Annotated in this window: 13 protein-coding genes; 2 read left to right on the top strand and 11 right to left on the bottom strand. The window is 73.1% G+C overall.

The window, feature by feature from the left end; genetic code table 11:
• Positions 1 to 71: 71 nt before the first annotated feature.
• Both AB5J87_RS01705 and AB5J87_RS01700 read right to left on the bottom strand, forming a co-directional pair.
• Entirely contained in the window at positions 72 to 779 is a 708-nt protein-coding gene (locus tag AB5J87_RS01705) for a Rieske (2Fe-2S) protein (RefSeq protein WP_369373077.1), read from the bottom strand.
• Complete coding sequence (locus tag AB5J87_RS01700; RefSeq protein WP_369373075.1) at positions 776 to 1,363, bottom strand: RNA polymerase sigma factor; 588 nt, start codon at positions 1,361 to 1,363, stop codon at positions 776 to 778. Before AB5J87_RS01700 ends, AB5J87_RS01705 begins: the two co-directional genes overlap by 4 nt.
• A 300-nt stretch (positions 1,364 to 1,663) precedes the next feature.
• On the opposite strand from AB5J87_RS01700, the gene AB5J87_RS01695 reads away from it, so the two are divergent.
• Together AB5J87_RS01695 and AB5J87_RS01690 are read left to right on the top strand one after the other, a co-directional pair.
• Positions 1,664 to 2,425: an endonuclease/exonuclease/phosphatase family protein gene (locus AB5J87_RS01695; RefSeq protein ID WP_369373072.1), complete on the top strand. Its 762-nt coding sequence runs from the start codon at positions 1,664 to 1,666 to the stop codon at positions 2,423 to 2,425.
• Between the two features lie 209 nt (positions 2,426 to 2,634).
• Entirely contained in the window at positions 2,635 to 4,032 is a 1,398-nt protein-coding gene (locus AB5J87_RS01690) for a hypothetical protein (protein WP_369373070.1), read from the top strand.
• Here AB5J87_RS01690 and AB5J87_RS01685 read toward each other — a convergent pair.
• The 9 genes from AB5J87_RS01685 to AB5J87_RS01645 form a co-directional block, all read right to left on the bottom strand.
• The gene (locus AB5J87_RS01685; RefSeq protein WP_369373068.1) at positions 4,019 to 5,644 is read right to left on the bottom strand and encodes an ABC transporter substrate-binding protein; all 1,626 of its coding nucleotides are present in this window, start codon (positions 5,642 to 5,644) and stop codon (positions 4,019 to 4,021) included. The two genes, AB5J87_RS01690 and AB5J87_RS01685, sit on opposite strands and share 14 nt — an antisense overlap.
• A gap of 147 nt (positions 5,645 to 5,791) precedes the next feature.
• Positions 5,792 to 6,316, bottom strand: coding sequence for an ATP-binding protein (locus tag AB5J87_RS01680; RefSeq protein WP_369373066.1), 525 nt, complete (start codon positions 6,314 to 6,316; stop codon positions 5,792 to 5,794).
• 240 nt (positions 6,317 to 6,556) lie between these two features.
• The gene (locus AB5J87_RS01675) at positions 6,557 to 8,428 is read right to left on the bottom strand and encodes a hypothetical protein (protein ID WP_369373064.1); all 1,872 of its coding nucleotides are present in this window, start codon (positions 8,426 to 8,428) and stop codon (positions 6,557 to 6,559) included.
• Entirely contained in the window at positions 8,425 to 13,656 is a 5,232-nt protein-coding gene (locus AB5J87_RS01670) for a hypothetical protein (RefSeq protein WP_369373062.1), read from the bottom strand. The genes AB5J87_RS01675 and AB5J87_RS01670 overlap by 4 nt, the downstream gene beginning before the upstream one ends.
• Complete coding sequence (locus AB5J87_RS01665) at positions 13,643 to 16,897, bottom strand: hypothetical protein (RefSeq protein WP_369373060.1); 3,255 nt, start codon at positions 16,895 to 16,897, stop codon at positions 13,643 to 13,645. The genes AB5J87_RS01670 and AB5J87_RS01665 overlap by 14 nt, the downstream gene beginning before the upstream one ends.
• Positions 16,894 to 18,066: a kelch repeat-containing protein gene (locus tag AB5J87_RS01660; RefSeq protein WP_369373058.1), complete on the bottom strand. Its 1,173-nt coding sequence runs from the start codon at positions 18,064 to 18,066 to the stop codon at positions 16,894 to 16,896. The genes AB5J87_RS01665 and AB5J87_RS01660 overlap by 4 nt, the downstream gene beginning before the upstream one ends.
• 30 nt (positions 18,067 to 18,096) lie before the next feature.
• Complete coding sequence (locus AB5J87_RS01655) at positions 18,097 to 22,719, bottom strand: DUF6603 domain-containing protein (protein ID WP_369373056.1); 4,623 nt, start codon at positions 22,717 to 22,719, stop codon at positions 18,097 to 18,099.
• A gap of 18 nt (positions 22,720 to 22,737) precedes the next feature.
• A complete protein-coding gene (locus tag AB5J87_RS01650; RefSeq protein WP_369373054.1) occupies positions 22,738 to 24,324 on the bottom strand; it encodes a hypothetical protein in 1,587 nt (528 codons plus the stop codon).
• Positions 24,324 to 25,778, bottom strand: coding sequence for a hypothetical protein (locus tag AB5J87_RS01645; RefSeq protein WP_369373052.1), 1,455 nt, complete (start codon positions 25,776 to 25,778; stop codon positions 24,324 to 24,326). The genes AB5J87_RS01650 and AB5J87_RS01645 overlap by 1 nt, the downstream gene beginning before the upstream one ends.
• Positions 25,779 to 26,065 lie beyond the last annotated feature (287 nt).

Below are 26,065 nucleotides of genomic sequence, written 5' to 3'. Positions count from 1 at the left end.
GTCCCGACGACGGGGCCTTGGTTCCGGCCCCTTCGAGACGGACCGTGTGCCGGCCCCGCCGTTCGCGGGGCTCACCCATGGATAGGCGGCGGGGTTACACCGCCGCCCGTGGGCACGTACACCTGCACCGCGTCCCCCGTCTCCCGCACGGCGATCCGCGGGAGCGCGGGCAGCGGCCGGGGAAACTGGTGGTGGACCACCTCCCCGGTGAGCGCGAACACCGAGTTGTGGCACGGGCAGCCGAGCATCCTCGCCGCCCGGTCGAGGACGAGGCGGCAGCCCTGGTGCGTGCACACCCCCGACACCGCGCGCAGTCTTCCGTCCAGCCGGGTGACGAACCCGGTGACGACGCCGGTGTCGAAGGGGCGTACCGCGCCGTGCGGCAGCTCCGCGCTGGTGGCCACGGTGTGCCACGCGCCCACGTTGGGCTGGAGCGTGGACGCCTGGGGAGGCCCGCCCTCGGGGTGGTCGCGGAGCAGGGCGCGGTCGGCGAGGACCGCCGCACCCGCCGCCGCGGCGGCGATGGACGCGCCCCGGACGAACCTGCGGCGGGTCCCGCCCCTCGGCGCGCCGTCCTCCTCGTCCAGCTGGGCCGCCAGCCGTTCGTGCAGGGCGGCCACGAACTCCTCGCTCGGGGCGCCCGCACCCGGGCGGGCGGCCCGCAGGGTGATGGCCGTGGCGATCTCCGCCGCGTCCTCGGGACGCGCCCGGAAGGGTTTGGGGCGGCGCGAGCGCAGCAGAGCCTCGATGTACTTCTCGGCCTCGTCGTCCACCGTCACCCCTCCGTCTCTTCCAGCCGCGCCGCCACCAGCGCGGCGTGCCGCAGCGCCCGGTACTGGAGCACCTTGGCGTTGCCGACCGACACGCCGAGTTCGGCAGCCGCCTCCTTGAGCGAACTGGCGTCCAGGAAACGCAGTTCGAGGATGCGCCGGTAGCGGTCCGGCAGGGCGTCCAGGATGCTACGGGCCCGGCGCGGCACGTCGGAAGGAACCTCCTCGGGCTCCGGCTCCCGCTGCGGATGCTCCTCCGGAAGACGGGTGACCTCGATGCCGAGCACGCGCCGCCAGTGCGAGGCGAGCACGGTGCGCGCGGTCGCCAGCAGATAGGCGCGGACCTCGGGCACCGTGGCCGAGGTCCGCAGCGGACGCAGCGCCGCCAGGAACACCTCGGTGGTCAGGTCCTCGGCGTCGGCGCGGTTGCCGACCTTCGAGAACATCACCCGGTAGATCCGGTCCACGTTGTCCCGGTAGATCGCCTCCCAGTCGGCGTACGTCTCCCCGCCCACCAGGCTCAGCCGGGACGCCCCCGGTCTGCCGCGCGCACCCGGCCCGCTCCCGGGCTTCTTCGACCGGCGCACCGCCATGTCTCACCGCTTCGGCTCGCTGGCACGGGGGTCCGCCCCCGCTTCACCTACAAGTAGCGTCCCGGGTTACGGAGTTGGGCACGTACCGTTCCAGCAGAGCGGTGGCGAGCCCGCCCGCCACCAGGACGACCAGCACTGGGTCACGGGAGGCGGCCGGTGTGCCCCTTCCTGCCGCGTCCGGGCTTCTTCGGCCCGGCCGTGTGCCGTACGACGGTCCGCGCCGAACGGGGAGCTAGCCTGCACAGGTGGGTCCGGTGCGGCGTCCCACGTCGTGGCGCGGTCGCGGTGGGAAGGGGAAGCGTGGAGAGGGTGACTGTGCGGGATCTGCCCGAGTCGGCGACGGAGCCGGACGGCTCGGCGGTCGTGCGCGTGCTCAGCTACAACGTCCGTTCCATGCGCGACGACGTCGAGGCTCTCGCCCGGGTGATCCGGGCCTGTCGCCCCGATGTGGTCTGCGTGCAGGAGGCGCCGCGCTTCTTCCGCTGGCGCAAGGCCGCCGCCCGCCTCGCGAAGAGCTCCGGGCTGGTGTACGTCTCGGGGGGCGGCACCGCCTCCGGCCCCATGATCCTCTCCTCGCTCCGCGCCCACGTCGAGCGCACCGAGGACGTCCTGCTGCCCCGCACCCCCGGTCTGCACCAGCGCGGCTTCGCGACCGCCGTGCTGCGCTTCGGGCGGGCCCGGCTCGGTGTGCTCAGCTGTCATCTGAGCATCGACGCCGACGAGCGGTACGCGCAGGGCGGGCTGCTCCTTGAGCGGCTGTCGGCGCTGAAGGTGCCGTACGCCGTCGTCGGGGGCGACTTCAACGACCGGCCCGACGGCCGCACCTTCGGTCTGCTGGCGGGCGCCCTGCAGGACGGCTGGGCGACGGAGCCGTGGGGCCGCGAGCACACCACGCGGCTGGGCGACCCGCTCCAGCGCATCGACGCCGTCTTCGCCACGGACGGGGTGCGGGTGCTGGGGTGCGGGGTGCCGATGGGCCTGCCCGGCGTCCTGGAACGGGATCTGAGAGCCGCAACGGATCACCTGCCGGTGCTCGCCGCAGTGCACGTCCCTGCCGTTTAGCCGGTCCGTGCCCGTTGTGTTCGCCTTATCATGAAAAGACCTGGATGAGGTGAAAGGGCTGGCCGGGGTGGTGCCCCGCCGTGAGGCACGTATCTCCCCCTCCTCCCGTGGGAAAGGCCGCACCGCGCAAGGCCCCGAGCCCGTCCCGGGCGGCGGTGCGACCGCCGGAACACCGTGCGTGACCGGTCTTCCTCCAGCGGGAGGCGCTCGTGAACATGCAGAGAATCAGGCATCCGCTGGCCCAGCTGCGCGAGGAGAAGGGCCTCACCCACGGCGCGTACGCGCTGCTCGTCGCCCGCACGCACGCCGAACTCGGCTTCGGCGCGATGGCCGCCCGCCGCGAGAAGGTCGCACGCTGGGAATCCGGCCGGGTCACCCCCGAGGCCAGCGCCCAGCTGGCCATCGCCTCCGTCCACGGCGTACCGCACGCGGACGTGGAGCGGCTCGGCTGGCCCGACTGGCTGTACACCGCCACCGGCCACTCCGACCTGCTGACCGCGCCGTGGACCCACGGCTCCGCCGTCGCCGCCATGGACCGCGTCGCCCACGCCTCGCCCAGGACGACGGAGCACCGGTACCGGGTGCTGTCCAGCCCGGACGGCATCGCCGACCTGTCCGCCGCCTGGTTCGACGGGGCCGCCGGTGCCGAGTGGCTGCCCGTGGACCGCGGGCAGCGCGTCTCCGGCTCGACCGTCAACGTCCTGGAGGAGCGCCAGAGACAGCTGCACCAGCTCTACGCGGCCATCGGCGGCCTGCCGGTCCAGCCGCTGGCGGACACGGAGCTGCGGATGCTCTCGGACCTGATACGCAACGCCACCTGCGACCAGCCCACCGGGCTGCGCCTGCTCGGCCTGGCCTCGGACGCCGCCACGTTCGCCGGATGGCTCGCCGTGGAGTCCGGCGACCAGACGCGGGCCCAGTCGGCCTTCCTCGCCAGCATGCGCTGCGCCGCCGCCGCGGATGACAGCCGGCGCGGCGCGTACGCGATGCTCGTCGCCGCGAAACAGAAGATCGACCTGTGGGACCTGCCCGGCACCTGCGAACTCCTGGACGCCGCACGGCGTCTGTGCGCGTCCGCCCGGCCCAGCCCTCGCATGCTGGCCTGCCTGTCCAGCACCCAGGCCATGGTCGACGGCATGGGCGGGGACGCGGAGGCCGTGGCACGCCACGTCGACACGACGTACGACCTGTTCGCCGCCGAGCGGCACGACGACGACCTGGACTGCACGGAGTGGGTGAACCTGGAGTCCGTCCGGCTCCAGGAAGGCTTCGCCCACGCCTATCTGGGCGCCACGGACAAAGCCCTCGAACACCTGCTGCCGCTGTACGACGGGAGCGCCACCACGGAGATGGCGGACCGCGAGAACGCCCTCACCAGGGTGCACATCGCCTTGGCGCACGCCAGCGCGGGCGACGGCGCGACGGCCGTGGAGTGGGTCCGGAGCGTGCCCGAGACGCTGGAGGAATTCCCTTCGTACTGCGTGGAATCCCACTTCCGGCACCTGCTCGACATCCTCGAAGGCGTCGACCCCACACCCGCGGTACGGGACTTCCTCCAGAGCAGGCACACCCGTACCACGACACCGCTCGCGGTCAGCCCACCCTGATCCGGCCGTAGTCGGGGACGCCGAACGGAGTGAGCGAGACGTCGGAGAGACGGGGGGAGTAGCCCGCCGTACCGTTCTGGTACCAGAGGGGAACGGACGGCATCTGCTGGGCCAGGATCCGCTCGGCCTCCTGGAATCCGCTGACCGCCGCGCCGCGGGTGCCGGCCGCGTTGGCCCGGTCGACCAGGGCGTCGAAGCGCGGTTCGTGGAAGCCCGTGTCGTTGGCGGCGCCGCCGGTGCGGTAGTTCGGCTGCAGGAAGTCCTGGATCAGCGGGTAGTCCATCTGCCCGGCGTACGAGAACGGCTGGGACAGGGTCCTGTTCGTGACCCGGTCGCGGAACTGCGCGAAGGTGGGGACCGGCTCGCCGACACAGGCGTGGCTGTCGTCGAGCGTGTTGTTGACGCTGTTGCACACCGCGTCCACCCACTCCCGGTTGGTGCTGACGTCCGCGTTGTAGACGATCCTCATCCGTCCGTCGGGCAGCCCCCCGCCCGCCGCGATCAGCCTGGCGGCCTCGGCGGGCCGGTACGAGCAGGCCGTGCCGCACAGCCCCGGCCGATGGCCGCCGCCCGTACCGAGCACGGGTGTGGTCCAGTCGGTGGCGGGGACCCGGGTGCCGTGGAAGATCCGCTGCGTGATCGCGGCGCGGTCGACGGCCATCGAAACGCCCCGGCGCAGGTCCGCGTGGTCGGGGCCCGCCCAGCGGGGGTCGTACATCGGGAAGCCGAGGGTGACCAGCACTCCGGCGGGCTGGTTGACGAACCGCCGCCCCAGGTCCGGTCCGGCGTTCTCCAGATCGACCGCCGGAATGTCGTGGACCACGTCCACGTTGCCCGCCAGCAGGTCGGTGTAGGCGGTGTGGGTGTCGGTGTACACCCGCAGGTCGACTCCGCCGTTGCGGGCCCTGTCGGGGCCCGGGTAGCCCTTCCAGGTCCGCAGCCTCATCAGCTCGCCCCTGGTGTACGAGGCGACCCGGTAGGGGCCGTTGCCGATGGGCTTCCGCAGCCATGTGGCGTGGTCGGTGAAGAAGACCCTGGGCAGAGGGAAGTAGGCCCATGAGCCGAGGGTGTCGGGCCACAGGGAGAACTTCTGGGAGAGGCGCACGGTGAAGGTGCGCTCGTCCTTCACGGTCAGGCCCGACAGGGTGCGGGCGAGCGGCGCTCCGGAGGCGGGGTGCACCTTGTCGTAGCCCTCGATGTAGGCGAAGAACGACGCTCCGACCTGCTCGTTCGTCCCCAGTGCGCCGTAGTTCCAGGCATCCACGAACGAGTGCGCGGTCACGGGCTCGCCGTTGGAGAAGGTCCAGCCCTTCTTGAGCCGGATCGTGTAGTTCCGCTGGTCGGTCGTGGTGATCGAGTCGGCGACCCAGTTGTGTGCGCTCCCGGTCCCGGGGTCGTACTTCTTCAGCCCCCGGAAGATCATGTCCAGCGCCGCGCCGCCCCGCGTCTCATACGTGTTGGCCGGCTCCAGCGGTTTCTGCGGGTCGCCCCACGAAGCGCTCACGATCCTGGCCTCGCCGGAGGGGCTGTCCGTGCCTCCACAGGCGGTCAGGACCAGTGCGAGCACCGATCCCACCGCGCCGACTCCCGTTCTGTGGGCCAGCGTTCGCATGCGAATCTCCTCGTCAGCCGCCACACCTGCCACGGTCTCCGCCACCACCATGCACGGTGCGGACGGGGCCGTGGCCGACCCCTGGAGCGGGGAGCGCGGAGTGCACCCGAATGCGCGAAGCCTGCCGGCGCGCTCGGGCGGGGCGGCTCAGCCGGTGGTCGCGAGCAGGGCGCGCGCCGGAGCGGCGGGCCTCGGGGGCGGCGGAGCGGCGCTCGCCGACGGCACGATCCGCAGGCTGGCCCACATGACGTGGTGGTTCCTCGCCCGCGTCGATCCCCAGGCACTGGCCAGCGCGTCGACGATGCCGAGCCCCCGGCCCGAGGTGGCGTCGGTGGACGGGCCGGTCGGCAGGGCGTCGAGATCGCAGCCCGGGCCGTGGTCGCCGACGAGGAGGTGCAGCGCCTCGCGGCCGTCGCTCTGCGTGACGTGCCGCAGACAGAGCCAGATCGGGCCCGCGCCGTGGCGGACCGCGTTGGTCACCAGTTCGGAGACGACCAGGAGGGTGTCCTCCTCCAGGGCGCCGCCTCGGGCGAGGGCGCCGTGCCGGGCGCCGCCGAGGAAGGCGGCCACGTACCGGCGGGCCGCTCCGGCGGACCCGGGTTCCAGGGGAAGGCAGTGGACGGGGGAGGAGCGCACGATGCGCCGGTATCCGGGGCGAATGGTCGAGTACATGGGTCTGTCTCCATTCCTGCCGCCGTGCGTCCGAAAAACGAAATGCGGCCGGAAAGGGGAAATCGCCGAAAAGGGCGGCGATTCATCGGTGGTCGCATGTTCGAGATTCTGCTGACGCCGCTGAATCGGTTGCGTTCCACCATGAGAACCCGGGCCGCCGCGCCGGCCAAGGGAAAAGGGTGTGCCTCCGGTATGCCTCCGCCCCGGCACCGACACCCCGGCCGGTGCGGAGCGAGCCGCTCAGGCGGTGGGTCCCGGCGGCCCCGGCGGGGTCGTGTCGGTGAGGAAGTCGAAGGCCAGACCGCTGGAGCCCTCGCCGCGGCCCACCGAGCGCTGGGCGCTGAGCCACACCGCGACGCGGCCGTCGCGCCAGCGGGTGCGGTTGTAGGAGACGGTGATCCTGGTGCCGGACTGCGGTACCTCCTCCTCGTTGACGAAGTACTGGAGCCCCGCGTCGAACCCCTCGCGCAGCAGTGACGTACGCGGGTGGACCGGTTTGCCGTCGACGACGCTCGGCATGGCGGCGCGCTGCAACTGGATGTCGCGGTTCTGACCGGGAGTGTGCACGGGAATGAAGGGGATCCAGTTCTCGGGCACCGAATTCATCGCCTTGTACGCGACCGGCGCGGCCGGAGGCGGGGGCGCGGCCGGGGGATGGAGCAGCAGCCGGTGGGCGAGGATCTCGGCGGCGACCTCACTGCCCCGCCGTGCCTCGCCCGTGGCCAGGCGCACGGACTGCTCCACGCCCCACACCATGTTCGCGCTCTCGTCGCGGATGAGGGCCACCTCCTCCAGGACCGGGCCCTCGGCGACCTTGGGCACGCTCGGCGGCAGCAGCAGGCTGGTGTCCGCGGAGACGTCGTCGTCGCCGATCGTGTCGAGGGTGAACATCGTCCAGCGCTGCCAGTCCGCGTCGCTGCCCGAACCCGCGGGCGTGATCCACCGCTGCTGCCCGAAGACGTCGGTCACCGCCAGCCCCTTGATCGACGCCAGGGTTCCGGCGGGCAGGTCGCAGGGGAGCTGGTACCAGTCGTTGCTGTAGACCAGGGCGAACTCCAGGAAGACCAGCCGCGCCAGGTCGGTGCTGTCCGGCCGCACCGCGGCGAAGTTGGTGCGCTCGTCCTCCAGCGCCCACCAGCGGGGCAGCGGCATGCCGGAGAAGCGGACGGGGGCGGGGAAGACCGTGCGGTGCAGGGACGCGGCGGCGGGCCCGGTGCCGCCGAGCGGCCCGGCGGGGTCGATCGAGAAGGCGTGCCAGTCGAGGGTTCCCCCGGGGTACTCCCGTACGGTGAGGACCTTCTCGGTGGCGGTGCCGCCCTCGGGCGGGCGGGCCGAGACGGAGAAGCGGTGTTCGAGCCTGCGGGGGTCCCAGGTGGCGTTGGTGGTGTGGGTGCCGGGGTTCTCGGCGGGCTGGTCGATCAGCGCGTCGAACCAGTCGACCAGCCGCTTGCCCAGGCGCACCAGCTCGGTGCGGTGCAGCCCGAGCAGCCCGCTGATGCCGTCGTACGCCGCCCCGCCGCCCTTGAGGAACCGGTAGAACTCGTACCCGTCCATCCGCCGCCCCGCCAGCGCCTGCATCGTCGACCAGACCTCCGGGTGCGCCACCCGGGGGGTGTCGGCGTCGGCGGTCGGGTCGGGGAGGGCGATGGGGTAGCGCGCGATGTACTTCTGGCGCACGTTCAGGCTGACGATGTTGAGGAGCAGGTTCTGGGCGAGGAGCTTCATCCAGCGGCGGCCGATGGCCAGCCGCAGGTCGAAGGCGATCCGGTCGGCGCCGAACGCGAACGGCAGGGCGCGCCGCTCGGCGACCGTCTCCAGCGGCCGGTCGGCGGGCAGCGGTTCGACGGCGCCCCCGGCGGGACGGAACCGGCTCGGCGTGGTGGTGTCGACCGAGTACGTCACGGTCACCGGGGATCCGGCGTCCGCGCCCCGGAACTCGCCGAGCTGCCACTGCCGGGTGAGCATCCACAGCGGGTCGCGGACCTCGGCCCGCAGCGCCCGGGCGAAGTCGGTGGTGCGCGGCCTGCCCTCAAGGCGGTTCCACAGGCCGACGGTCGGGGCCTCGCGGCCGTCGAGCGCCGCCCGGAGCTTGTCGATACGGGGCTCAGTCATGGGGCCTTCCAGCGCAGGTTGGAGATCGCGAGATCCGTGCTGATGGTGATGGGCTGACGGGTCGCCGAAAGCACGGTGGCGGGCAGCAGCTGCGCGTACGCCGTGTCGTCCAGGTGCTGGGGTTCGACCGCCCGGACCTTGGCGAGGTCGAGGGTTTCGTTGACGGCGGCCAGCAGGTCGTCCGGCCGCCAGGTCTGGCCCTTCACCGGAGGGACGACCAGGAGCAGCGCCTGGGGCGGCTCGGAGTCGGGGCGGTCGATGTTGACGGCGATCCCGGTGGTCTCGCGCTCGGCGGGGATCACCTCGCTCCACTCGTCCAGGAGCAGCCCGCAGCGCTGGGCCGTGCCCAGCAGGGGCTCGGCGGCGTAGTGCGCGGTGAACAGCAGCCGGTCCTCCACGATCCGGGTGCCCGTCTTGAACTCCATCGCCAGCCAGTGGTCGTCGGCCCGGTAGGGCAACTGGACGGGCGTGAGGGCGGGTTCCTGCCAGCCGACGATGTCGCTGAGCAGCCCGCCGGGACCGCGCAGGGCGTCCGCGACGGCGACGGCCTTCTCCCACAGGCGGAGCTTCTCGCGCACCCGCGCCATGCCGTGCACCCAGTCGTCGACGGGGAAGTCCCGGGCGAAGTCGTCGCCGAGGTGTCTGACGATCCGGGCGCTGTCGTCGCGGGCCTTCTTCCAGTCCGCCGCCAGCTGGTCGGACGGGGTGAACTCCGGTACGGCGAGGACGTCTTGGCCGAGCAGTGCCTTGAGGGCGTCCGCCGCGGCCCGGACCCGGTCGGGACCGGTGACCGCCGCGTCGTAGGTGAGGAGCGCCGCGTCCGCCGCCGCGATCCTCTCGTCGGTGTCCTTCTTCAACGCCTGTGCCCGGCCGAGCAGGTCACGGCCGAGGGCGACGACCTCGTCGCCGAACGGCGTCAGGTCGAGTCCCACCGGATCGAAGGCGGAGAGCGGCAGCAGCGCGGCGACCCGGGCCAGCAGTCCGCTCAGCGTGGTCGTGGTGGTGCGGGCCACGTCCTTGAGGTCGCGCAGGCGGTTGTTGAACGCCGTCCGGCGGCTGGTGAGCGTCGTGCGCAGCTGGGCGGGGCGCGCCGGGCGCGGACTGGTCGGCTTGGTGGTCAGCAGCCGCTCGGCCTGCTCCAGGAGCGAGAAGCGGTCCGCGTCGGTGGTGGCCGGGGGCAGCGCGTCGTAGCGCGCGAGGAGGGCGTCCGCCTGGGCGAGGGACACACTCATCCGCGCCGCGGCCACCGCGACCGCGGCCAGGACGTCCGCGAACAGCTCGCGGCGGCGGCCGGTCAGCTCGCCCCAGCCGCTGCGCACCATGCCGAATCCGCCCGCGACCGCGATGAGTTCGGCGTAGCGGGTGAGGAAGGAGTCGATCGTCTGGAGCAGCTGGTCGCGGTGGGGGAGCGCCGGGTCGGGCGGGTACAGGGGCGTGAGGTCGCTGAGGTAGGCGAGCACATCGGTGCGGAGGTCGTCGAGGGCCTCGCGGACGGCGGCGGGCCGCTCCCGGGGCAGCGACACGGCGTCGTCGGCGGACCGGTCCACCGTGGTGGTCCCGGCGGTGGCCACCAGGTCGCTCGGCCGCAGCGGCCGGGCCGTGGTCAGCAGCGAGCGCACCGCGTCCACCAGCGGCGACAGCTCGAAGAGGGTGGTCTTCCCGGAGATCCGCTGGGTGTACTGGATGGTGAGGACCGCGTCGGGGCGCGGCTGGTCGCGGTCGACGACGACGCCGATGATCCGGTCGTCCAGATCCGTCATCGCGGCCTCGCCCACCGGCCGCAGCGCCCACAGCAGGTCGAGGGGCTGGAGCCCGAGATCGGCCTGGGTGACGACCCGGCTGCGGGCCTGGCCGCTCGCGGGGTCGGTCCAGGTGACCAGGACGGCCACGTCCGTACGGCTCGGCAGCAGCACCGGCAGCCAGGCGTCCACGGCGGGCTCGGCCATGGCGCGCGGGGTCGCGCCGGGGCGCAGCCCCGAGGTCAGCTGGAGGGCGAACCGGTGGGTCAGGGTGACGCCGCTGCGCGGGGTCTGCACCACCGTGGGATCCGGCGGAAAGCCCTCCTTGGCGTACGCGTCGAGGGTCGCCGCGGCGCGCTCGGTGTTGCCGAGCAGCGTCTGGTGGGTGCCTTCGGCCACCGCGAGGTCCGCCAGGGCGTCGTGGATGTCGAGCAGCCGCCGCACCTCCAGGTTCATCGCCCGTTTCTCGTCGTCCGTGGCGGTGGGCATGCCGCTCGCGCCGAAGGGGTATTCGGGAGCGGCGGGCGGACGGGTCGCCCTGCGGACCAGGTCCAGGCCGTCCACGACGTTGCGGGCCTCGACGACGTCGACGGGGACTCCCGGGCCGGGCCGCACCTCGGACAGCTTGCCCGCGCGCAGCGGGAACGCGCCGCGCAGCGCGGGCAGGAACTTGTCGAGTTCGACGCCGGGCGGATGGCCCGCGCCCTCGTGCAGTCCGCGCTCGAAGCGGTAGCCGAGGAGCGCGCCCAGCGACTGGCCCCGCCGCAGCCCGTCCAGCAGGGTGAGCGCCACCCGGACCCGCTCGGAACTCAGGTTCACCGCAAAGGAGTTGGCGTTGTCGGGGGACCCGTTGGCGAGGTATCCGGCCCGCAGGACGGCCGCCGTACGCGCATGGGCGGGCGACGGCGCGTGGATGTAGCCGCCGTTCTTGGGGTCGTGCGCCATCGACGCGGCCCCGAACACCTGGGCCGGTCCACCGGTCAGTGGGACGTGGGTGAGCTGTTGCGCGGTGTCCGGTGCGACGTTCTCCAGCCAGCCGTACGCCCCGAGGTGGATGCCCCGGCGCGGCGGCGCGGTGCCGTCGGCCCCGTACCGCAGTTCGGCGAGGCGTTCGCCCGCGAGCCCGAGCAGCCAGGCGTCGAGCCGGTACGTCGCGCAGTCGAGGTGCTCGGCGAACACCCGCTCCAGGCGGGCCGTCGGCAGGTCGGCCAGGAGGGCGATCGCGGTGAGCTGCTCGTCGAGCGGCGCGGTCGCCGGATCGGTGCCGAGGACGCCGGGGATGAACTGGTGCACCAGCCGGTCCGGGTCCGTGCTCCCGGTCACGGCCTGGTCGGGCGCGTACAGCTGGCGGAAGCGGCTCTCGCTCGCCGGCGGTGCCGGCTCGCCCGGCCGCTGCGTCCTGATGTGGATGAACAGCGGGTCGGCGAGCGAGGCCGGCGGGCGGCCCGCGGCGACGGCGAGGCGCCGCCCGGCGTCCTCCCAGCCGAGCAGTACCGCGTGCCGCAGCAGCAGATAGAGCAGGGCCGCGGGCGGGCGGCCGTCGGTGAACCCGTCCTCCAGGCGGATCTTCTCCAGGTCGGTGCGCGCGTGGTCCGCCAGCCAGCGCAGATAGTTGCGGGAGTCCGGCCGGGGGGTGTAGGCGCGTACGGGATCGGTCTCCGACAGGGGCCGGTCGTCCACGAAAGGCCCCAGCAGCGGGTACTGGTCGCCCACGAACAGCCGCCGGATCAGATCCGGGTCGGGGTGCTGCGGCTCCTGGACCGCATACCCCAGACGGGCCAGCAGGGCGCGGATCGGCTGCGGCATGTGCAGCCGGTCGCGCAGGGCGTCCAGGACGGCCGGGCCCGCGGCGCCCAGGTTCTCCCGGTTGTAGAGGTCCTCCACGCTCTGGGCGTAGCGCTGGTGGTACTCGGCGGACGTCGGGTGCAGCGCCAGGATGTCGAGGAGGCGCTGGTGCGGATCGGAGCTGCCGTTGTCGAGATGCGCGACCTTGCCGCTCGCGGCGGTCCAGTCCTTGAGCGCCTCCTTGAGCAGCGCGTGCAGGACGCGCCGGGGGGCGGCGCTGTCCGGCCAGGCCATGCGGCTGAACGCGGTCGTCGGCAGGATTCCGTACGGCTGCCTGCCGATCCTGACCGCGGGCAGGGGGCCGCGGCCGGACACATGGCGCAGGAAGAACTCCTTGGTCTGCGCCACGGCCGCGGGCGACAGGGCCGGATGGAGCGTCGTCTGCAGGAAGTTGCCCCAAGTGGCGGGCCAGAGCGCCGTGTTGATGGCCCTGGCGTCACGCTGGTCGGTCCCGTCGGCGTGGGGCATCCCGGCCAGTACGGCCGGGTCGAGGCCGAGCAGTTCCGCGAAGCGCTGGCCGTCCGAGACGGTGGTCCAGTCGCCCGGCGCCGCCGTCGGCGCACCGGCGCCCCCGGCCGCGCGCAGCCCGGCCTCGGCCTCCGCGCGGGCGCCCTGGCCTGCCGGACTCTGCTCGGAGTTGTTGGTGGGGGTGCCCTGGGGCAGCAGGCTGTAGCCCGCCGGGCTGCGCAGCTGCCGGGTGATCAGCGCGGCCAGATCGGCGCCGGACTGGTCCGCCGTGCGCTGCTCCCGCAGCCCGAGCACGACGAGCCGGTGCAGTCCGGCGCGGATGTGGTCGTCGAGCGGGATCCGCAGGCCCACGCCCCGGCGGACCGCCTCGTCGAAGTCGGTGAGCCACAGCAGGTCCGACGGCACGTGCAGGACGCCGGTGTTCTCGTCGACCTGGAGCTGGTCGTCGGCCCCCGGGTCCGGGCTGACCTTCAGGTCCCCGGTCACCGGTGCGCCGGTGGCCGTCATGACCTGCTGGCCGTCGCGGTAGCCGAACACGGTGAAGCGGTCCGGCAGCAGCCGGGCGGTGGCCGGTACGGTCCAGGAGTCCCGGGCGGTCGTGGCCGGCCTCGGCAGCACCAGGAAGGCCACGACGACCCCGTCGTGCGGGACGGCGGGCGCCGCGTCCACGCCGGTGGGCGGGCGGGCGCGGACGGCCTTGGCCCGGGGGGCGCCGACCGCGGCGAGCAGCGCGGCATCGGCGGCCCGCAGCGCGGCGCGGTCGCCGTGCGCGCGCCAGACCGCCGTCCAGTAGGTGACGGTCGGCTGCCGGTCGCCGGAGGCCGGCGGGGCGGTGCCCAGGAGTACGAGGACGGTGGTGTCGGCGGGTACGTTCACCGGTTTGTCGGCGGCGTTGGCGGGCGGGTACTGGGCGGCCAGCCAGGCGGCCCGGCCGCCCGCGACGCGCCCGGTGAACTCGTGCCAGGCCGCCTGCTCGGCGACCGCGTTGCCGCCCGCCCGCCACAGCGCCGTCCAGTACGCGCCGAGCGCCCCGAACTCGGCCTCGCTGGGCTGCGGTTCGAACTTGTCGACCGCCCACTCGTCGGGGAAGATCCGCACCAGCAGTTCCGTCGCGGTGAACCGCGTCTCCAGCCGGACGGGCCCGAGCAGCACCGGGAAGTCGTCACTGAGCGGCATCGGGCAACATCTCCTGTGCGTGTACGGCGATCAGTACCGGCGCCTGGAAGAGCATGTAGGCGATGTCGGCGGAGCTCAGATTCACGTTCCACAGGGGCAGGGACACGTCCTCGCGGCGCTGCTCCTGCTTCTCCGGGTCGTCCTCGGAACCGTCGAACGGCACCAGGGGCACGGTGACGGCCGGGTCGAGTTCGATGAACCGGCGGCCGTGGGGGTCGACGTCCTTCCAGGACAGGTCGTTCCACACCTCGACCGGGGTGTCCTCCTGGCCCTCGTCGACCCCGAAGCGGGGATCGCCCGGACGTTCCTTGAGGACGAAGAACCACCCCGGATCGTCCGGCACGTGCCCGCGCGCGACCGTCGAGGTCAGGTCGAAGCCGAGCAGGGTGATGTCCGGCTCGACCTTCGCCTCGTAGATCGGCAGTTTGACCACGTCGTCCGGCGGGTGCTCCAGGTCGGCGAAGTCGGCGAGCACGCGCTCCAGTTCGGGGTGCGGTACGCCGTTCTCGTCGCGTGCCCAGTCGGCCCGGTGCGCATAGACGGCGGCCGTCGGGTACTTCTTGAGGAGCTCGCCGCGGATGACCAGGACGAGCTCGTTCTTCTGCTGCCGCCCGGCGTCGCGGTTGTCGTGCGCGCCCAGTTCGGTGTCCGGCGTCCAGGTGTCGATCCGGGTGATGTCGTACAGCCGCTCCGTGCGCTCCTCGGGCGACTCGCCGGGGAGCGACAGCGCGGGACGCGGGTCCCAGAACTGCCGGAAAGGAGTGCCGCGCTGGTCGGTCGGGAACTCCCGCCAGAGCAGTTCGCGGGCCATCTCGTGGTTGAGCCCCACCATGAACGCCTCGATGAACTCCTGGTCGGTCTCCAGGAGCGTGATCGAGTTGGGCGGGACCAGGTTGAGGTTGGGGACGAAGGTGTCCACGGACATGTCGATCAGGGACTGGAACATCGGCAGGTCGATCACCGGATAGGCCATCACCGGGATGAACCGCTCGGCGAACGGCTCCAGGCGCTCGCTGCGCAGCCGCACCGAGGCGAGCAGGCTCTTGGGCACGGTGTCGTCGGCCCGCAGCCCGGTGAGCATGTGGCCGGTGGCGGTCTCCACGTCCAGGCGCGGCCGGGGCTCCGTCCTGCCGCCGACCGACGCGTCGTCCCAGCCCCGGTAGATGTCCCGCAGCCCGACCTTGAAGTTCTGCGCCTCGATGCTGTCGGCGCCGCCGGTGGGCGGGACGATGCCTTCCTCGGGCACGCTGATGACGAAGGCCGTACTGGTCTTGAGGCGGTCGACCGGATTCCCGCCCGCGACGGAGTCGCGCGCCACGCCCGGAGGCGGCGGATGGAGGATGTTGTCGAGCTGCTCGGGGGTGACGACCGCGGCCGGTGCGACCTTGGGGGGCGCGGCGGTGACCGCGCCGGTCGCCCGGTCCATCTTGGGGACGAGGTCGTCGGGCCGCGCGGTGGTGAACAGCGTGCGCATCAGCGGCGACCCCGGCCGCATGTGGCGCCGCATCCCCGGCGAGAGCGGGGCCGCGGCCACCTGGCTCGCGGCCAGCTGGAATCCGACGGCCAGGTTCTCGCCGAGCGCCTGGAGCCCGGCGGCGAGCGCGGCGGCCCCGGCCGGTGGGGTGACCCGGGGTCCGGCGGGCGCGGTCAGCCGCAGCGCCCTGCCCGAGGGCGCCGGGGCCGCCGCCCCGGCGGGCGGGGACGGCGGGGACAGGTGCTTGTCGTGCAGTACGTGACCGACCTCGCGCGCCAACTGCGCTGCCCGGATGCGGTGGTTGGCCTCCAGGACGTCACCCACCTGGGTCCAGGCCGCCGCCATGAACTCCTCCTGGCGGGCCTGGACCACCTGGGTGCCGAAGTTCGCGGCGATGCGGAAGCGGGGGTCCAGATTGAGGCGGTGCACCCAGTTCTTGTTCAGCGGGGCCGGGATCGGGGCACCGCCGCGCTCGTGCAGCAGCCGGGAGGTCCGCGCGTGCCACTTCCCGTACAGCGGGGGAGTGATGACCGGGTCGACCTCGTCCGCCAGGAACCGCAGCTCCGGCGCCCCGGGCACGGCCGCCAGCCCGGCGTGTGCCGCCGCGGGGGTGTGCTCCAGATAGTCGTCGGCCAGGTTGACGAGCCCGGCGAGCGCCTCCTGGAAGGGGTGCGGATACGGGGGCGGCGGCGGGGGAGGGGGCGGTGGCGGCGGGAAGCGGCCGTCCCAGTTGTCCCACAGGTCCAGCGGGCGCTCCGGGATCCGCAGCGCCCCGCCGAGCCGCAGCACTCCGCCCAGCCCCTGGGGGGTGTCGATCGGGGGCAGTCCGGGGCCCGGGTTCTGCCGTACGTCGAAGTCCCGCCGGGCCACCCGGTCGTCGGGCTTGCGGGGCTTGAGGAGCCGGACCAGGTACTCGAAGTCACCGGCGGCGCCCGTGGCGAAGAACCACCGGTGGTAGTAGGGGAGCTGGCCGGTGCCCTGGCGGTCGGGGTAGTCGGGACCCCAGCTGGAGTACAGCGGGCCCTGGGCGTCGGGCACCACGGGTGCGAAGCCGAGACCGGCGAGCCGCCCGGTCTCGAAGGCCGGTACGAGGAAGGCGTGGTAGGGCCGGTTCGGCTGGAGGTGGCGGGGGCAGATCAGCCGGGAGCAGGCGTTGTCGGGGTTGGTGCGCAGCACCTGGCGCAGCTGGGCCAGGACCGCGGGCATGCCCGCCTCGTCGGACAGCACCCGGTCGTCGAGCTCGCCATTGACGTGCACATGGGCCCAGGCGCCCAGCTGGTCGGCTCGGGGCAGGGTCGCGGCCGGGTTGGTGACGGTGATGTACGGCAGCGGCCGGCCGGGCAGCGAGCCCTCCGTGAACTCGCCCGGGCCGCCGCCCTCGGTGGAGCCCTCCAGGACGATCAGCGCGAGCCAGGGCAGCAGCCTGCCGCCGGCGTCCGGGACGGCCGGGCTGTAGCGCCAGAGGAAGTCCTCCTCGTAGAACTCGATGTGCGCCAGGTAGTTGGGCTCGACGTTGGTGATCCACGGCCGTGGCTCGGTGCGGGAGACGGCCCGCGGGTCCACTCCGATCACATCGCCGGGCCCGTACAGCTGGATCGGCTGCTGCACCGGCCGGTCGATGCGGTCGGTGCCCTCCAGCGGGTCCCCGGACAGGATGAGCTTGACCGGGAAGTCGGCGCGGGTGGCGGGGGCGACGGGAGCCTTGGTGATCTTGGTGGCGATGCCCGCGCGCAGCCAGGGCAGGAAGGAGTACGCGTTCCCGCTCACGGGGCGCCCCCGGCGCTGAAGACCTCGGTGGTCGCGGTGAGCTCGGCGGAGTCCGGGGCGGCGCCCGCGATCCCGGTGGCCACGGTCCCGCCGGTGACCAGGACCTTGCCGTCGGCGAGTGCGGTCGCCGCGAACGCCCAGCGGCCGGTGGCGAGTCCGGCGGCGGCGCTCCAGGTGCCGGTGGCACTGTCGTAGACCAGCGCGCTCTGGTAGCCGGCGCCGTTGCGCTCGTCGGCGGTGCCGCCGACGACGAGGAACTTGCCCGACCCCAGCGGGACCACGCGGTGGAAGCCCCGGCCGCCCGGGGTCGCGGTGAGCGCGGTCCACTTGTCCGTCGCCAGGTCGTAGCGCTCCACGGTGAGCGAGGTGAACGGGTCGAAGGTGCCGTCGCCCGGGGTGCCCGGGGTGGCGCCGCCGACGGCCAGGGCCGTGGTGTCCGAGGCGAGCACCAGCTGGTGGCGGCTGCGCGGCTGGAGCAGGCTCCCGGCCGGAGTCCAGCTTTCCGTGGCCGGGTTGTAGAGCTCGCAGAAGGCGAGGGAGGCGGTGCCGGAGCCGGAGACGGGCGCGGTGCCGCCCGCGACGAGCACCTGACCGCCCTTGAGGGCGACCGCGCAGTGGCCGGTGCGGGCATCGGTCATCGGCTGCTTGGTCGCCGTCCAGGTGTCGGCGTCCGGGTCGTAGATCTCGGCCGTGGCCAGGGCCTTGGCCGAGTCGCCGGACCGGGTGGTGAGCCCGCCCGTGACCAGCACTTTCCTGGTCGACAGGAGCACCGCGTGATGGCCGCGGCGCGCCTCGCGCAGGCCGGCGACCGTCTTCCAGCTGCCGTCGGCCGGGTCGTACAGCTCGACGGAGGTGAGCGAGGCGGAGAGCGGGGAGGAGCCGCTGGTCCCGCCGACCACCAGGACCTTGCCGCTGTCGAGCAGCGTCACGGTGTGCAGGCGCCGGGGGACCTGGAGGGGGTTGCCCGCGGTCCACGTCCTGGCCGTCGGGCTGTAGAGCGCGGTCCTGTTGACCGCGACCCCGTTCGCGTCCGCGCCCGCGACGAGCAGCACGCCCTTGTCGTTCCTCAGCAGTACGGGGCCGTCGCACTGGCCGTACCAGCTGGCTGCCGCGGGCAGGTCACCGGCCGTGGTCCAGGCTCCGGTGGCCGCCAGCGTGGGACTGGTCATGAGGGGCATCCTTCGTGGTGGTGACCGGAGTCAGGGCGTGTAGATCTCGGCGGTGGCGGTCAGGACGTCGGTGCCCTCGGGCGCCGCGGGGCCGGTCCGTACGGTGCCGCCGAGGGCGAGGACCCGGCCGTCGGCCAGTTCGAGCGCGGTGAAGTCCCACCGTCCCGTGGCCAGTGCGCCGGTGGTGGTCCAGGCGCGGGTGGCCGGGTCGTAGAGCGCCGCGGCGCGGTGGCCGACCGTGCGGGCCGGGCCGCCCGCGCCGCCGGTCACCAGGACCTTCCCGGTGCGCAGCAGCACCGCCTGATGCCCGGCGCGACCGCCGCCCGGCAGGCCCGGCGCGGCCGACCAGGTGTCGGTGTGCGCGTCGTAGCGCTCCACGGAGTCGAGGGCGCCGAGGCCGAACCGGCCGGCGGCCGGGACGCCGGGCGCGTCGCCGCCGGTGACCAGGACGCTCCCGTCGGGCAGGACGGTGGCCCCGTGCCCCCTGCGGGCGGTGGTCAGGCTCGCGGCCGGGGACCAGGTGCCCGCGGCGGGGTCGTACAGCTCGCAGAAGGCGAGTGCGGCCCTCGTGCCGCCGGTGGCCAGTGCGCCGCCGATGAGCAGGACGCGGTGCGCGGCGTCGTGCAGCGTCACCGCCCGGTGCCCGCAGCGGGCGTCGTTCATCGGCGGCACGGTCGGCGCCCACGCGCCGGTCCTCGGGTCGAAGAGCTCGACCGAGGACAGCGCGTGCTCGCTGTCCCCCTCGCGGACGCCGAGGCCGCCCGCGACGAGGACCTTGCCCGTGCTCAGCAGGGTCGCCGAGTGCTCGGCCCTGGCCGTGGTCAGCGGCGGGAGCGCCGTCCAGGTGTCGGCGACCGGGTCGTACACCTCGGCCGACGCCAGTACCGCGCCGTCCGCGCCCCGGCCCCCGATCGCCAGGACCCGCCCGTCCGGGAGCGGGGTCACGGTGTGGCGGCGGCGGGGCGCGAGGAGGGAGGCGGCGGCACGCCAGGTCTTGCGGACCGGGTCGAAGAGGACCGCCGAGGCCACGGCGCTTGCGGTACGGTCCCGTCCTCCCGCGACGAACACGGTGCCCGCGCCCAGGCGTACCGCCTCGGTCTCCGCCCTCTCGCCGGGCGCCGGTGCCTCGGCGGACCAGGAGCCGGGGACCGTCAGGGGCGCGGCGGCCTCGGACTCGGGGATGACGTGCAGGGTGCCCGCCAGGGACGGATCCGCGAGGATCCATCCGGCCAGGGCGTCGGCCGCGGCGGTCTCGCTGCGGAAGCTCGTCGCGCCCTGGGCGACGTCGGCGGTCGGTGGGAACGCCTGGAGGTTGTTGCGGACGTACGCCACCACGAACCGCTGTCCGGTGACCTGGACCGTGTCGTCCGGCGCGAACGGCTGGCGGCGCTCCGCGTCCTTGCGGGAGAGCGGCGAGCGGCTGGTGCTCGAACCGTCGAGGAGACGGTCGAAGAGGGCGGGGCTGACGTTGTGGAACCGCTTGGGTTTGGTCGGCGGAGGGGACGGCTGCGCGGCGGCGGCCAAGGTGGTGGGGGTGGTCTGCGGAACGCGGCTGTCGATGATGTGCATTTCGTAGCGGGCGCTGCGGCGCACCGCGCGGACCGAGGCGAGGGCCTCCCTCTCGGCGCTCAGCTCCAGTCCGGCGTCCTGGCTCTCGTAGGCGGCCCTGGAGAGCTTCGCGGCGTCGTCCATGTCCTGGAACTGGGCCATCGCGAACTTGTCGTCGGTGAGGGAGAGTTGGACGAGGCCGCCGGTGGGGTCGGGGCTGACGGTGAAGCGTTTGCCGTCGCTGGGCCGCTGGGCGCCGACCCGGTCGACGCGCACGCCGAGGGGGATCGAGCGCTGGCGCACGAAGAGGGTGCCCAGCGGGTGCAGGACGAGCCGGTCGGTGTCGGGGAGCCGGCGCAGGGTGACCAGCGGGTTGGTGCCGCCGCTGGGCAGCCTGGTCTCCCAGCCCTCGGTCTTGAGGATCTCACCGGCCAGCAGTTGCAGCACTTGCACCGGGGGGAGCGTGGTGTCGTGCTCCTCGCCCCAGCTGATGTCGAAGTCGGCGGAGATCTCGAAGAACAGCAGGGAGATCGATCCGCGGCCGTGGGCGCGCCAAGGGTCCGGGCCTTCGAGCTCGAAGCGCAGATCGATGCCGAAGAGGCCGACGCCGAACGCCTTGAGCGAGACGCTGGCGGAGATGCTGATGATGAAGGAGAACGGCGAGAAGCGGAACAGCGCGTCGAAGCTGAGCTGCCCCTCGATGCCGAAGTCGTCGAATCCCAGGCGCAGTTCGGCGTGCGCGCCGAACTGGACGGTGTTGCTGGTGACGGCGAAGTAGCCGGAGATCCGGATCAGCCGTCCCGGCATGTTGATGATGTCGACCGAGAGGCGCTTGGGGACCGGGAAGGGCAGTGCGGGCGGTTTGAACGAGGGATGGAACCCGCCGACCGTCAGTACCAGATCGGGGTTGTCGCCCCAGGCGACGAGGAGCCCCATGCCGCCGTCGATCGTCATCGTCAGGATGCGGGAGTCGAAGAGCTGGGCGTAGAACCACAGCCGCGACTTGTCGAACTCGATGGCGCCGATGAACTGGACCTGGAGGACGAGCAGGGCCAGGTCCTCCGTGGGCAGCGCGCACTTGAGGACGCCGAGGACGGCGAGGTTGCCCGGAATCTCGATGATCACGCCGAGCGAGACGCTGACGAGCGCGGGGGTGCCCCAACCGATCTTCGCCATCGGTCCGATCAGGAACTTGCCCCGCTCGGGCGGGAAGTAGGCCCGCAGGTCGCTGATGATCCGGGGGGCGTTGGCGACGACGTCGTGCGGGAACATCACCGACTCGATCCGGCCGGTGCGCACGCCCTCGGTGAGGGCTTGCAGGTTCATCCCGCGGTTCAGGCCGATGAGACCGCCGACGGCGAGGAGGGTGAACCCGTAGCCGAGCTGGATCCCGCCGCCGCCGAACTCCGCGGTGATCACGACGAGCAGCGAGAACCCCTTGGAGCCGTCCGGCATCCGGGTGCTGATGAGCCCGATCGCCTTCAGCGCCAGGAACCCCGCGAACTCCAGCTCCAGGGCGCCCGCGTACTCGCCGCGGTCGGAGTCCGCGTACAGATAGCCGCCCCCGGAGACCACTCCGGCGTCGATCGCCAGGCCCACCCCGTTGGGGGGCTTGAACGCGAAGTCCAGGTTGAGCGGTCCCACGTTGCCGCCGCCGTCGGGGACCGACAGGTCCACCACCACGCCCATCCGGTCGACGCTGGCGCGGACCGGGCCCAGGGTGGCCGAGAACCCCGCGGACAGCTCCAGCGGTACGCTGCCGCCGCCGATCCGGGCCGCCAGATAGACCTGCTGGATCTCGACCGGCCCCAGCTCTACGTGGACGGGGATCTGCACCTCCAGTCCGCCGCTGCCGCTGAGCTGGAGGCCGTGCCGCGAGTCGACGGCGAACGCCAGGTCGAAGGAGGCGTCCAGCCGGCCGCCGCCGAGCACGGTGGCCACGAAACCGTCCCCCTGCGAGGCGTCGATGAGCAGCCGCAGGCCCTCGACCTCGCCGCCGACCACCAGGGCGCCCGTCGAGTGCCCGGCCGCCGGGTCCCAGCCGAGCCGCAGACCCAGCTTCGCGCCGAGCTTGGCCGCCTCCAGACGGCTGCCGCCCGGCTCGCCGACCAGCAGGTAGGGGGCGCCGTCGGGGCCGGTGGCGGTGACCACGACCGCGAGCTCGCCCTCGACCCGGGCGCCCGGGGGAGGGGTGACCGTAAAGGTGTCGTCGGCCTGGTGGAGCACCTGGGTGCCGATGGGGAGCGGCAGTTGGAGCTGGAGCGCGGCCTGCCAGGTCCCTCCGTCGTACTCGGTGAGCGTGACCGGGGGCAGCGGGCGTACGACGGTGTAGGCGAGGCCGGACGGGGTGACGTCGCCGCGCGGGGTGACCTCGACGAACACGACGTCGAGGAGGGGGGAGCCGCCGCCGCTGGACGCCTCGATCACCGGGACGTCCAGGCTGCGCAGCAGCCGGGCCAGGGTCAGCAGCAGGACCACGCCGGTGAAGCCGGGTGCCCCCCAGCCGTAGGCGCTCCCCAGCTGTTCCCCCGGGTTGGCCACGAAGGCGGCGAGTTTGTCGACGTGCACCCGGCGGCGGACGAAGGCCGGGTGCACGGCGTCGCCCGCCGCGACCTCCGTGCGCTCGATGCCGCCGGCGAACTCCAGCGCCGCCGCCAGACCGGGCCGCGACTCCGCCGAGGAGACCAGCAGGTAGTCCAGGACCCGGGCGGAGAAGGCGTCGGCGAACGCGTTGACCTCGTCCGGCGGGATGCCGCTGCCCGCGGGGACCGACTTGAAGGCGGCCCCGACCGCGCCGACCGCGTCCACGGCCAGCTTGACGGCCCCCGCCAGCCGCACGCTCTTGTCGAGGACTGTGGCGTCGGCCCCCGAGGCCACGGCCGAGGCCAGCTCGGCCGCCAGCGCGGGGATCGCGTTCAGCTGCTGGGTGGCGCGTCCGCTCGCCTCGGCCATGGCCGCGGTGGTGTCGATGGCCGGCGGGAACTTCAGGCCGAGTTCGGCGGCGAGCAGGCGCGGCCCGCCCGGCCCGAACCGCCCCTGCACGGGCTGGACCAGCCCGGCGAGGGCAAGGGCGATGCTGCCGAGGGTGCCGGCTTGCTTGGCCATCGGTGGTCCCCGTCCGGTCTAGCCCCGCCGCTCGGCGGCGGTCGGCGTGGTCGGCAGCTGGTCGAGCGTGGACAGGAGGTCGTCGACGGTGGGGCAGGTGGCCAGCGCGGCGAAGACGGCGGGCGCGGTGCCGCTCAGGTCGGCGCGGAGCGCGTCACCGCCGCGCTCGGCCAGGACCGTACGCAGAGCGGTGACGGCCTCTTCGCGGGTGACGCCCTCGATGCGGTCGGGCAGCCGGTAGTCGGCGACCCGGGCGCCGCGCGCGAACGCGGCCAGCCAGGAAGGTCCCTGGGCCCGGTGCCAGGCCACGGTGGTGCGGCGGTCCTGGTTGACTAGGCGGACGATGTCCGGGCCATGGCGCAGCAGCGGTTCGAGCAGCACGCGGGCTGCGGTCCCCGCGCCGAGCCGCTGCCCGAGCTCCGGGAAGAGCGCCGCCGCGTCGAGGGGCACGCCGACCGATCCGTCGCTGAACCCCCCGCCCGTGGCCGTGGTGTCGTCACTGGCGGGGAAGTAGATGCCGAGCTCCGTGATGACGTCGGTGATCTTGTTGGCGAAGGACTTGAGGGTCGACGCGGGCGGCTGGCCCGCAGGGGGCCGCTCCCCTCCGTACAGCAGTCCGACGACCTTGCGCGTCGACTGCTCCACGACCACCGACCCGGAGTCGCCCTCCTCCGAGAACCGCTTCTGGACCACCGGGTCCCCGGGCTGCCTGATGTCCTCGTGCCCCTGGATCAGCAGCTGCCCGGTGAAGGTGCGCGTCCCGTCGTCGTACGTGACCTCGGTCATGGCCTCGGTGGTGAGGATGGTCCCCTCGACCCGGTTGCTCATCATCCCGACCTTGACGACCTGCATACCGGTCAGGGGCTCCTTGGAGCCGGCGATCCCCGCGGTGCTCCCGTTCTGGTTGAGACCCCTGATCAGAAAGGAGTACGTGACTTTCGAGCCGCAGCACGAGCCGCCCGGGTAGACCTGGGCGATCGCCGCGTCCACCAGCGAGTCGATCCGCCAGTCCACGAAGGTGCCCACCTCGTTGCTCGCGCTCAGCGGCCTCTTGGGGTACGTGGTGCCCGGCGGGTAGGTGGGACTGCCGGGGCCGGGCTGGTACACCAGATCGCCCTTCCTGCCGCCGAAGGCGGCGAGGACGTGCCAGTTGGTCAGCATGACCGGTTTCCGGTCGCTGCGGCGCACGGCGACGACCCCCAGCGTCCCCGGGGCGAGGCCCGTCTGCCCCTGTGACAGCCCCAGGATCCCGTTGGAGATCTTGACGCCGCCCAGCAGCGGACGGGCCGGCGTGGCGGGGGGCTCGTCGGCGGCGGCGACACCGATGAGGGGAACGCCCCGCAGGACCTCGCACACATCGATGGGCACGCCGTCGACCGTCTCGGGCAGCAGGCGCCCGGGCGGGAGTTCGGCGGCCGGGACCTTCTCGCGCACGTACACCTTGAAGACGAAGTCGTCGAGCACCGCCCGGCCCCGTGCCTCGCGCAGCCCCACCGCCACGTGCACGACGTCCGGCAGCGCCATCAGCCGTTCGCGGGCGCCGGATTCCAGGATGCGGGCCAGCCGGTCGTTGACGGCTTGGAGCTCGTCCAGGTCGTACGGCATCAGGCACCTCCGGCCGTGTCGAGCAGCTCCGCCGTGGTGCGGGCACCGGTGAACGCCTTGCGCAGGGGTTCGGACCACGCGGCGAGGTCGGCCCGCAGCGTCTCGCCGCCGTACTGCGCCAGTACGGCGTGCATCCGGGCGTACGCCGCCGCGCGGGTCACGCCGCCGATGTCGGCCGGGAGCCGGTAGTCGGTGTGGCGGGCGCCCCGGGCGAGCGCGGCGTACCACGCGGGGCCCTGCGCCCGGTGCCAGGCGACGGTGACCCGGCGCTCGTGGTTGACGAGGTGGACCACCTCGGCGCGGTGAACTTCGAGGAGTTCGGCGAGCCGCCGCCCCGCGCTCGTACGCCGGAACCGGACGGCCAGTTCCTGGACGAGCTCGTCGGGCTCCTCGGTGGCGAGCACCGAGCGCTCGCCGCCCTTGATGGTGATGCCGAGCGCGCCGACCACGTCCGCGATGTGGTTGGCCAGGCTGAACGCGGCGTTGCCCGGTCCGGCGAAGAGCAGTCCGACGACCCGGCGGGCACTGTCGACGACCACCGATCCCGAGTCGCCGTGGAGGGAGAAGGTGACGCCGGGGGCGCCCTGGATCTGGATCTGACCGGTGAAGGTGTACGTCGTGCCGTCGCGGGTGATCGAGAAGGAGGGGTAGTTGGCGGTGACGACCTTCCCCTCCTGCTTGTCGGTCGCCCGCCCGACCTTGAACACCGTCTGCCCGGCCACGACCGGCGAGGGCGCGGTGCCCGCGATGGCGTCGCCGCCCGCGACGTCCAGGCCGCGTACGGTGTTGCGGAAGCCGACCCCGCAGTTGCAGCAGCTCGAATAGCAGGTGTTGACCCGTGCGATGGCGCCGTCGACCTTCTCGGTCACCTTGGCGTCCACGAGGGTGGCGACGGCGTTCTTGGAGCTCTTGGGACGCTTGGGGAAGTCGTCCTCGATCCGGTCCTCTTCGGGCTCCGGCAGCGGCTGGAAGAGGCTGTCGCCGACGCGTCCGCCGTTCGCGGTGGCGACGTGCCAGTTGGTGAGCAGCACGGCCTTGCCGTCGCTGGTGCGGGTCGCGAAGCAGCCGAGGGTGCCCCGGCTGACGCTCACCTGGAGGTTGGCCGGGTCGAGGGCCTTGATGCCGTTGGTCAACTGGATGCCGCCCACCAGCGGACGGTGGGAGGAGTCGTCGGCGGTGAACCGGAACTCGGCGGGCACTTCGGTGACATCGGTCGGGACGCCGTCGACGGTCGGCGGCACGACCTGGTCGGGCGACAGCTCGGCGACCGTCCTCTTGGTGTGCACATAGGTCTTGACGCACAGGGTGTCGGTCGCCCGGCCGTCGACTTCTTTGAGGCCGACAGCGGTGTGGAAGACACCGGAAAGGGCGAGGAGTTGTTCCCGTACCCCGGAATCCAGAAGATCTTCGAGTCGCCTGTTCTCGGCGGCGAGGGGGCCGATGGATTCCGGCATCACGTGTCAAATTCGCGGTCGCGGGCCGAGCCGCCGGAGATGCCGTCCGACATGTCGTGGGGCGAACCGGAGAACGAGCCCTGGGGAAGGAAACACGACGAGTCACCGGAGAAAGCGAACGAGGGGCGAAGGGTCACATACATGGAGCCCCCGGGGCTGCGGGATGTGGATCAATGAGTCGATGAGGCAAGGCCGGATCGACGGCTTGTGCGGAGTGATGCCACTGGATTGCTACTCGCATCCAGGAATGCGGAACGTGGCGACAAGTGCGCCATGACACTCCCGGG

Source organism: Streptomyces sp. cg36 (assembly GCF_041080675.1).
Taxonomy (GTDB): domain Bacteria; phylum Actinomycetota; class Actinomycetes; order Streptomycetales; family Streptomycetaceae; genus Streptomyces.
This window is presented reverse-complemented; position numbering and strand designations above follow the sequence as displayed.